The 8,990-nt window shown below is 64.6% G+C and carries 10 protein-coding genes and 1 pseudogene; 3 read left to right on the forward strand and 8 right to left on the reverse strand.

Features of this window, described 5'->3' with window-relative positions; translation table 11 throughout:
- Positions 1–12: 12 nt before the first annotated feature.
- From NH2_RS25505 to NH2_RS25540, 8 genes are all read right to left on the reverse strand, one after another.
- Complete coding sequence (locus tag NH2_RS25505) at positions 13–1,122, reverse strand: radical SAM/SPASM domain-containing protein (protein ID WP_067659596.1); 1,110 nt, start codon at positions 1,120–1,122, stop codon at positions 13–15.
- Between the two features lie 13 nt (positions 1,123–1,135).
- Positions 1,136–2,251, reverse strand: a complete 1,116-nt coding sequence (locus NH2_RS25510; RefSeq protein ID WP_169811537.1) for a radical SAM/SPASM domain-containing protein — start codon at positions 2,249–2,251, stop codon at positions 1,136–1,138.
- Positions 2,248–3,039: a nucleotidyltransferase domain-containing protein gene (locus tag NH2_RS25515; protein WP_067659601.1), complete on the reverse strand. Its 792-nt coding sequence runs from the start codon at positions 3,037–3,039 to the stop codon at positions 2,248–2,250. Before NH2_RS25515 ends, NH2_RS25510 begins: the two co-directional genes overlap by 4 nt.
- Positions 3,036–4,484, reverse strand: coding sequence for a BaiN/RdsA family NAD(P)/FAD-dependent oxidoreductase (locus tag NH2_RS25520; RefSeq protein ID WP_157103970.1), 1,449 nt, complete (start codon positions 4,482–4,484; stop codon positions 3,036–3,038). The genes NH2_RS25515 and NH2_RS25520 overlap by 4 nt, the downstream gene beginning before the upstream one ends.
- A gap of 275 nt (positions 4,485–4,759) precedes the next feature.
- Positions 4,760–5,023 (reverse strand): hypothetical protein, encoded by a 264-nt coding sequence (locus NH2_RS25530; RefSeq protein WP_067659610.1) that lies wholly within the window; start codon positions 5,021–5,023, stop codon positions 4,760–4,762.
- An 81-nt stretch (positions 5,024–5,104) separates the two neighbouring features.
- Positions 5,105–5,500: a hypothetical protein gene (locus tag NH2_RS25535; RefSeq protein WP_157103971.1), complete on the reverse strand. Its 396-nt coding sequence runs from the start codon at positions 5,498–5,500 to the stop codon at positions 5,105–5,107.
- A gap of 14 nt (positions 5,501–5,514) precedes the next feature.
- Positions 5,515–6,009: a DNA-directed RNA polymerase subunit beta gene (locus NH2_RS29065; protein ID WP_157103972.1), complete on the reverse strand. Its 495-nt coding sequence runs from the start codon at positions 6,007–6,009 to the stop codon at positions 5,515–5,517.
- Positions 6,006–6,371 (reverse strand): hypothetical protein, encoded by a 366-nt coding sequence (locus NH2_RS25540; protein WP_067659616.1) that lies wholly within the window; start codon positions 6,369–6,371, stop codon positions 6,006–6,008. Before NH2_RS25540 ends, NH2_RS29065 begins: the two co-directional genes overlap by 4 nt.
- Before the next feature lie 250 nt (positions 6,372–6,621).
- On the opposite strand from NH2_RS25540, the gene NH2_RS29070 reads away from it, so the two are divergent.
- The 3 genes and pseudogenes from NH2_RS29070 to NH2_RS28430 all read left to right on the forward strand — a co-directional run.
- Positions 6,622–7,734 (forward strand): helix-turn-helix domain-containing protein, encoded by a 1,113-nt coding sequence (locus tag NH2_RS29070; protein ID WP_157103973.1) that lies wholly within the window; start codon positions 6,622–6,624, stop codon positions 7,732–7,734.
- Positions 7,735–7,757: 23 nt separating this feature from the next.
- On the forward strand, positions 7,758–8,684 hold the full coding sequence (locus NH2_RS25550) for an inositol monophosphatase family protein (protein WP_067659622.1): 927 nt from the start codon (positions 7,758–7,760) through the stop codon (positions 8,682–8,684).
- A 179-nt stretch (positions 8,685–8,863) separates the two neighbouring features.
- A pseudogene (locus tag NH2_RS28430) lies at positions 8,864–8,990 on the forward strand (AMP-binding enzyme); the annotation flags it as partial.

Raw genomic sequence — 8,990 nt, forward strand, 5'->3', positions numbered from 1 at the left:
GCTGAGCCGGGGTTACCGCAGGTCGATCAGCCGGTGTTCGGTGGCCTGCGGTTCCACCGGCATGGACCACAGCGGGCATACCGGTGCGGTCTGCCGGTCGCATTCGGAACTGCGTAGCGTCCGGTCGAGGTGGTCGTAGGCGGCGCATCCGCCACCGCACAGCGACCCGTGCGGGCAGCTGCGGCAGTTCGCGCTGACCCGGTTGACCAGGGTCAATTCGGTCACCCCGCCCGGTGAGTCGGTGCGGGGCACAATCTGACCATCGCGGACCACACCGCAGTGCAGGTCGGTGTCGAAGAACGCCGAGCAGATGTAGACCCGGCCGTCCGGGAAGATCGCGAGGCGTTCCAGGTTCCTGGCCGTGCACCCGCCGTACCCGGTGGCCCGCAGGTCGGCCAGCTTGGTCGCTTCCACGAACGCGGGCGGGTAGAAGATCCGCACCCGCCGGCCTGCCGCGGCGCGGCGGATCTGCTCGCAGAGCCGCATCCACTCCGCGGGGTCGAGCTGGAGTTCGGGCCGGTCCCGGCCGAGGCCGGTCGGGGTGAAGTAGTGGAACGACAGCATCTCCAACCCGAGTTGTTCGGCGAGGTCGATCGCGGCGAACACGTCGGCGGCGTTGTCGCGGGTGATGGTGAAGATGGCACGCGTCTGGAACCCGGCATCCACGGCGCGTTTCATGCTGGCCAGCAGCGGCCGCCAGGTGTTCGGGCCCCGCATCGCTTCGTGGGTCTCGGGCCGGGCGCCGTCCATGCTGAAGGAGAACGAGTCGATCCGTTCGTCCAAGCTGGGCCAGGTCCGGGCCGGGATCAGCCCGTTGGTGGTCAGGACCGCCTTGTATCCCTGGCGTTTGCACACGTCCAGGATTTCGCCGAACTGCGGGTGCGTCGTCGGCTCCCCGCCCAGCAGATACACCTTGTACTGCCCGGAGGTGATACGCAGGGCGGCCAAGAGCTGACCGACGTAGGCGGGAGTCATGCGGCGCTCGCGCTCGAGACGTTCGCCCATGTAGCAGTGCACGCAGCGGAGCGGGCATTTCTCGGTGATGTAGAGGAAGACGAACGGCTCGCGGGTCGCTGTCGCGGCGGCCGCGAAGGGTGCGGAGTGCGTGAGGATTTTAGTCACGGTGGAAGTCCGATCAGCGCAGGGCGTGCAGGGAGTCGGCCGGGCGCGGTCCCCACGCGGAGACCGTCCACAGGATGCACAGGGGGGTGGTTTCGCGGTCGCAGGAATACCAGCCGTCGTAGGCCGGGATCTGCGAATAGGCCGGGCATCCGCCCCCGCAGGTGCCGGTGTGTTCGCAGCCGGTGCAGACCGGGTCCGCGTGCAGGTAGGCGTTCAGTTCGTTGCCCGGAGCGGTGTTGAGCACGAGGTTGCCGGTGTCGTCGAACTGGGCGAAGTGGCGTCCGCCATCCATGAAGACGGGGCAAGCGTAGACGGTCCCGTCCGGATAGACGTGCGGGCGATCCAGAGTCCGGGCCGGGCACCCCGGATAGCCGCGCTCGAACCACTGGGCTTGCTGGTCTGCGGGAACGAACGTCGGCGGGTAGTACACGGCCAACCGGCGCTCCGGCGGGTACGCCTCCAGCTCGGCGCAGAAGTCCATCCATTCCGCGGGCGCCAACGGCTCCAGCATCCGCCCGCCGTTCCCGGTCTTGCCGAGGTTGTGGTAGCTGAGCGTGTGAGCCCCGCGCTCGGCGAGGAACGGGATCAGGTCCAACGCGCCGTCACGGTTGGTCCGCGAGATCGTGCACATGACTCGCACCTGATAACCCCGGCTCACCGCGGCCTCGATGTGCCCGACGACCTTGCCCCAGTTGTGCGGGTTGCCGCGGATCTTGCGGTGCACCAGCGGATTCGCTGATTCGAGGCTGAAGTTGAAGGAGTTCAGCGCCTCGGGTGGCACCGCATCGAACACCGCGTCATCGAAGTCGCCGTTGCTCGAGATGGTCACCTGGTAGCCGCGCTCACGCGCCGCCCGCACGATGTCGCCGAGTTCGGGGTGCATCGTCGGTTCGCCGCCGAGCAGATACAGCTTGTCGTGCCCGCCGGTGATCTTGAAGTAGTCCATGATCTCGATGGCACGAGCCACGCTCATGGTGTTGGCATCGTTGAGCCTGTCATTGCCGACATAGCAATGGCGACAACGCAATTGGCACGCCGTGGTCGGGTACAGGAACACGAACCGCTCGCGCGGCTGGGCATAGATCGGCTGCCGGACACTCGGCAGCCCCAATGGAACGGTGGTGCTCATCGCAGCCCCCTTACCGCATCTGCCATCGGGGTTGCGAGGCATTGGGCGGCCAGCAGTGCCGCCAGGTCGCGGCCTGCCTCCGGTAAGGGGCAGGCCGCCGGGTTCTGGGTTGGGTCGGTCACCGGCGCCTGACCGACAAGGGCCTCGGACCTCCAGATCAGATCCCGACCGAACCAGCGCTCAAGTCCGATTCCGACTGGGGTATGCGCCCACTGCGAGGTGTTCGCCAGCGCGGCGAAGGAGTGCGCCAGCAGCGCGTGTCGGCTTCCATCGGGCAGCCGCAGCCGCCCCTTGTAGGTTTGGATGCGCGGCATCGGCCATCGGGTGAAGTAGCGCTGCGCCCGCTCGGTCAGTCCGTCCAGGATCGAGTCCGGATCGAAGACGCAGATCTTCGGTTCCTCGAGCATCTTCCACACGACATCGCCCTTGCGGAAGATGCTGAGCGGGCAATCCGCGAGGTAGCAGGCCGACTGCTGGATGGCGGGCACCGCCTCGAGGCAGCGCTCGGTGTAGGTCAGCAGGCCCTCGAGGGTGGGCAGATCGAAGACCTCGCCGCAATGCTCGTACTTCAAGCCCGCTGTGCGGTGCAGCTCCCGGAACTGCTCGGCGAAGTCGGCCTCGCGTGCTCTGTGCGCTTGCCGAAGGATCACCACGGTATCGACATCGCTGGTGGGCTTGTTGGCTCCGCGGGCATACGAGCCGCCGACATAGGCGGCGAGCAGATTCCCGCCGAAGAGCTGTTGAGCCAGCTCGACCGTGCGCCCGGCTATCGGTGGTGGTTGGTTCATCCGGCCAGTCCTTCCGTCCAGGGGGTTGCAGAGGTGCCGAGAATCGCTTCGGCCGCGGCGAGGCCGCCGACCGCGGCTTGCACGATGCCTTGGGCCAAACCGCCACAATCGCCGACGGCATACAGCCCCGCCGCCGAGGTCTCGAGGCTCGAAGTGAAGATCAACTCGTCCCAGGTGTTTTCCAGCTCGAGCCCGATCACGCCCACTTGCGCGTCGATCCCGTCCCGGTGACCGGCGAAGAACCCGATCAGCTCATCGAACGACTCGAGCAGGGCGGTGTGAATCTGCGGCGGCAGAATCGCCGCGAGGTTGGCGGCCTGGTAGTCACGCACCGACGGCGTCACGCCGGACCGGGCGATGAACTCCTCCACACTGGCACAGCCCAGCCGCTTCGCACGGAAGTCGGGAAGCCATTGCAGAACGGGCTTGCCTGGACGATCGGTCCGTAATCGGCGGTAGGGGCCGATCAGCTCGGAGTCGATCCGTTCGTTGTCCCAGGGCTGGCCGTCACCGTCGCGCAGCTGGGCCAGCAGCGCGAAATTCGCCGTCGCGCCCTCGGCTGCCGGTTCAGCGATCACATGCCCGTCGAGGAGGGTGTATCCATCGCTGGCGTAGTCGGTGAACTTGATCCGTCCCCCGCCGGCCCCGGTGCAGAAGCAGAACGTCTTGACCTTCACCCCGGCCTTGACCAGGGTCGTCTTGAAATCGTCATGGACGGCAGAGCCACCAGCGAGGAGAGGCGCCGGTGCCTCGAACCGCACTCCGACCGAGGGGGCCGGACGCGTGAACTCCAACCCCAGGTCGCGGATCTGGCGATGCCACCAGCTACGCCCGCGTCTGCCGACCGCTGCGACCACCGCCGCGGCGCGGACAGTCGTCTCGCCGTGCCGACGGTCGCGCAGCCGCGCCAACCACCCGCCCGAGTCCTCCTGCGCCAGCGACAGCACTTCCGTGCCCAACCGCATCTCCAGCGCGGCCCACCCGGTGAGCCGCGTGTGCATCCTGTCCACCATCGCAATCACCTCGGTGCTGGTCAGGGACGCGACCGGGTAGTCCTTCACCGGGAACGGTGACCGGCCGCCTCGAGCGCCGCGAAATTGCGGCAACGGTGAGTCACACAACGCACCTAATGCCTCGTGTTCCAGCCGGGTCGCCCGCGCCGGGCCCAGCCGCTCGGCCAGCCTGCGCCCGCTCGGAAACCGGCTCAGCTTCACGCCGTCGCCGTAGTGGATGCAACCACCGAACCCGGAGATCACATTGCAAATGCCCCTACAGCCGTGACATGCGCGCATCCGGTCCACCGGGCACACCCGCACCGTATGCGGACGGCCGACATCGACCGCGAGGACCCGCGTCCCATCGCCCGCCAATCGGTCGGCTGCCACGATTCCCGCAGGACCGCATCCGATTACCAGCACATCGACGGTGTCGAGGTCAGTGCTCATCACTGCTCCCGGTAGCTATCGGGGACGGCGCGCTGGGCTCTCGGGTCCGCTCCTGGCGGTGCAGCGCGAGTTCGATGTCGGTGAGGGTGCCCGACTCAATGACACGCCCGCCCGTAGCGACCAGTTCCCAGCCGTATGGCGGGGACTTGCGCTGCTGCACCCTCATGCCGCGTGCCCTGGCCTTCTGCTGGGCTTGCCTCAGTCGCTTCTCTGTCGGGTCGCTCATCGGCTCCTCCGTTGTTCACTTGCCGGGCCGTGGCCCGGCCGGGGTACGGTTACGACCTCTGCGGTCGACGGGGTATAAGCCCGGTAGGGACCAGCAGTCCGCACGCGAGAGTCATCGCGGTGTATCCGGTGCCGAAATGCGCCAGGTCCGGGGCGATGACGACCTCGGCCCCTGCACGGGCGGCGGCGGTGATGATGTAGGTGATGGGCATGTAGGTGCCGTGATCGATGGTCACGACCTCGGCGAGCTGGAGAGTTTCAGCGCGGGCAAGTTCAGCGATGACGGTGCAATGAGCGGGCTCATTCCCGGGCATACCGAGATGGATGAGTCCGATCGCTCTGTCGCACAAGGGATTTACCTCGTCTCCGAAGCGGTTCCGGGTGGTGCCCGCGGTTCAGAACAGGGCATTGTTCGTGGTCTTGTCGTAGAGCCGCGCGGCGCCGGGCGCCCCGGAGTTCTGATAGGAACGGACCATGAGCACGACATGATCAGCCGCGTCGGGGTAGTCCCTGGTCTCTTCAGCGATCACCCGCGACAGCTTCTCTCGCGCCGAATCCTCGAAGCTGCGGATGCCGAGTCCATCGATGATCACCGAGCCCTCGACGCCGTCTCTGCTCACCACCCCGTCGGTATTGAGCCACGCGTCCAAATTCGCCAGCAGGAACACCGCGTAGAGCAAGCGAGCGTGCTGGTGGTGACGCGGGACATTGCCCGCGAGCGCGGCCAGCAGATCGGTCGAGGACGGCAACGCTGTCGGCTCGGCAGCCGGGAGCGGCTTCGATTCGGACATACTCGCGGGGCCCTTCACGCTCGAGCGGGGATACGGGGAATACGGGTGGTGGTCGCGTTCTGATTCATCGCCGATAGCGCGGCTCTGACCGATCCGAGAACGACCAGCCCAGAGGGCCGGTACGGACCGGGTGGGGCGGTGATCCAACCCCGATAGAACACGCCGCGCCCCTGCGGGGAAGGCAGCGGAACCTGCGTGCCGGGGGCAAGGATCGCCACCCGGTGGCCGTTCAACAGCGGAGCCTCCCGTGCCGCGACAGCAGCGGGAACCTCCGAGCGGATCAGGAAAGTCCACACCGCCCTGCGCGGGTTGCACACGATCGGCCCACCGCCCTGGCGCCGCCGATCGAGATCAATCTTCACCAATTGACCGATGTGTGAGGGAATTTCGACTGCCCACACCAGTCCGACACGGACGTTGATCCCACCGGTGGCCGGGTCGACCGTCGCCGGTAGGTACAGAGTGTTGCGATAGAACAGGCATCGGCTGCGCGCGGTATCGGCGGTCACGGCGCTTCTCCGAACCGGGCTCGCGCGTCCGCGATGGCATCTACCGCCCGTACCTGCGCAATCAGCTCGGCCACCGCTTCGGCAGGCGGCTGCCCGGCATAGGTGGAGGCGTCACGCGCGGTGATCAACTCTTCAGCCACGAGGCGCGCCAGCAACCTGGAATAGCCCCCGGCGCCGGGAGTCCGCGTCTCGCATCGGACGAGCAACGCCCGCGCGCTTACGGCCTCCTCGTCCGGCTTCGGGACGGTATCGCTGTCGGGAACGCTTACCGGTACCGCCATCGGCCGGTGATCGACGGTGTTGTGGCGGCGCAGGCGTCGGATGCTCATGTCGGCGGCTGTCTTGTACTGTCCGCAGGTCATGGTTGCTATTTCCTGCTTTCGAGGTCGGATTTCACTACCTTCGCAGGCGACCTGCTGGGCACACACCTGCTCGACGGGACGAAGCCGGTCGGATTCTTGGGCGGCCTGACCTGGGGTTTAGAGCATTTGGGCAAGTTTGCCCATTTGGATGGGTAACATCGCGCGCTATACCGTTACCGACTCCGGGGAGGGGTTGTCAGTCATGGGAATGTCATCGAGACCGCAGGGAGGCGGAGACCCGAGTCGGCCGATGAGTCCGCAGGCGCGGGGACGCGAACTGGCCGCCCAGGGAAAGAAGCTATGGACCGAACTCGGTTCGGTAACAAGTGCAGCCTGCGAATTGATGGCCCGATACCCGGATGTGCCCAGTTTGCAAGCGTACCGGTATGCCGCTGGACTATCGCAGGACCAAGCGGCAGCGCGCTACAACGAGGTGACCGGGAACCAGACCAGCCTGGGGGGTACTTCGATCAATGCATGGGAAACGTGGGCGCGGCGCCGAGGTCAGGGTTCACCGCCTCCAATGGCGAGTGTACTTATATTGTGTACCGCCTACGGCAGAGGTCCGCTTGGAATCTCGAACGAAGATATCAGTCCCACCGAGATTGTTGCCGAGGCATATGAGCGCCTGCCAGCAGAGGATCAGCTGGCACTCAAGAAATTCTCGCAAAGCAGAGCGGGAACCGCTGGAGAGCTTCCGTTTGACACGGATGGTAGCCACGTTCTCCGCAGGGCTTTCCCGCACTCGGATCACATCAAGCAGATCGGCCCAGAATTCGCAATCACGGTCCCGACCGTCGAGTATGGAAATCCCGAAATAGACGTGTTCAGTTTGCCGAATCCTAATCCCGGTCGACTGCTTGATTTGACTTGGGAGACGTTCGGCTATGGCGTCGAAAGGTTGTCGAAGCAAATAAAGAATCTAGGGAAGCGGCTCGACGTCGATATCTGCTTCGGAGTCAACGAGGCCGGTTTGGTGATGGCTACTTTCCTGGCGTCCTCCAGGCTGTCCCGCTGCTCGATCGGCTATCTCCGGTGCAACAAAGTGCGCGACGGAATCGACCTCGACACGGCGTCGTACTACCCAGACGCCAAGGAATCTCCGACTATCGTGATTTGCGACTTCGAGGTCAAGCACGCGGACGTGATCGGCTTCCTCGTCAGACGGATACGAGAGCGATACCCGAAAGCTGAACTGTACTTTGCCGTATTCGGGGCTATGACCAAAGACCGCAAATTGGAAGTGGACAGTTTCGATGATTTGACCGGTGCAGCAATCATGCGGGCCGCGGAGTTTGAGGCGATCTTTATCGCCAGCACGATGAGTCCTCCCGGCATCGAACCCCCATTAGAGCTGCGCTGAATCCGAGCAGAGGCGGAAATTGCATGAATGATCAGACAACCGCGCAGCTTGCTGAGCACATCGCCAGCGCCGTGGTAGCTATGATGACCGAGTTGCGGCCCCGCCTGGTGCAAGCGGCGCTGACGGGGCAGCATTCAGAAAATCAGAACCTCCGGCACGAGGACAACTTCCTTTCGGATCACGACCTGTGGATGCACGCGCGGTACAGGGAAGTCCTTGCTGAATACATTCCCGCGTTCATCTACGCATCCGAGGAAGCCGATCCGCAAGTGATCGGCGCTGAGAAGGAACCGGATCTGTGCGTGCTGGTCGACCCCTTGGACACTAGCGAACTTGCCGTGCGATCCTTGCACGGCTACACCCATGTAATGGTCTATTCCCGTTCGTTGAGACGCCCAATTATCGCTATCGTTGGCGATATCTTCCATCACGTCCAGCTTTATGTGGGACTGCGCGATGAGACGGGGAATGATACTGCATTCGTAGTCACCGCAGACGGCAATCGCCATTCCCTGAACTGCCCGTCGAGTGTCCAACTTTCGGAGGCGCTTGTGACGAACTACCTCATGCGCCCCGATGAGCGGTTCTTACCTCTGTCTCGACAGAGTAGCTTTATCGATGCCCTCAGTGCGCCCGCAGAGGACGGAAAACGAAAGGGGCGAATCGGAGTCGACTTCGGATCTGTCAGTTTATGCCATGTGGCGGCCGGGTTCACCGACGCTACCATTGAAATCGCGAAAGGATTCGCGGTCTGGGACTTGTCGCCTGGCCACTACATCCTGCACGCAGCTGGCGGAGTAGTAATCGACCTCGACGGAAACACCATACCGCTTGACAGTGGCCTCAATAGCCTTGAAGAGATCAATTACGTCATGAGCACAAGACAGAAGTTCATTGCCGCTGGCAATCGGACCCTTGCGGACCAGATTCGCCAAACCCTCCAGCCATAGCGTTGGGAAGCGCAGCGTCCTCATGTAGGTCGCTACCGCCCCAATTCTCACCAGTCGACTCCGTGGCCTGCATCGGGTCCGGGATCGGCCGGGTAGGGACTGAACTCGTCGCTGTCGTTGAAGGGCGGGGACTCGTAGTCGGCGAAGTCGCCGAGGGCGGCGGCGTCGATGGCATCGGCTCGGGTGGGGTGAACATCTATCCCCAGGAGGTGGAGGACGCGCTGGCGCTGCACCCCGAGGTTCTGGACGTGGCGGTGATCGGGGTGCCGGACGAGGAGATGGGTGAATCGGTGCTCGCCGTCGTAC

Source organism: Nocardia harenae NBRC 108248, assembly GCF_001612885.1.
GTDB lineage: Bacteria > Actinomycetota > Actinomycetes > Mycobacteriales > Mycobacteriaceae > Nocardia > Nocardia harenae.

Excerpts from the sequence above, each read along its gene's own strand:
- NH2_RS25550 (WP_067659622.1), top strand. The coding sequence starts at position 7,758 with ATGAATGATCAGACAACCGCGCAGCTTGCTGAGCACATCGCCAGCGCC.
- NH2_RS25535 (WP_157103971.1), bottom strand. The coding sequence starts at position 5,500 with ATGTCCGAATCGAAGCCGCTCCCGGCTGCCGAGCCGACAGCGTTGCCG.
- NH2_RS25510 (WP_169811537.1), bottom strand. The coding sequence starts at position 2,251 with ATGAGCACCACCGTTCCATTGGGGCTGCCGAGTGTCCGGCAGCCGATC.
- NH2_RS25515 (WP_067659601.1), bottom strand. The coding sequence starts at position 3,039 with ATGAACCAACCACCACCGATAGCCGGGCGCACGGTCGAGCTGGCTCAA.
- NH2_RS25520 (WP_157103970.1), bottom strand. The coding sequence starts at position 4,484 with ATGAGCACTGACCTCGACACCGTCGATGTGCTGGTAATCGGATGCGGT.
- NH2_RS25540 (WP_067659616.1), bottom strand. The coding sequence starts at position 6,371 with ATGACCTGCGGACAGTACAAGACAGCCGCCGACATGAGCATCCGACGC.
- NH2_RS25530 (WP_067659610.1), bottom strand. The coding sequence starts at position 5,023 with ATGCCCGGGAATGAGCCCGCTCATTGCACCGTCATCGCTGAACTTGCC.
- NH2_RS29070 (WP_157103973.1), top strand. The coding sequence starts at position 6,622 with ATGAGTCCGCAGGCGCGGGGACGCGAACTGGCCGCCCAGGGAAAGAAG.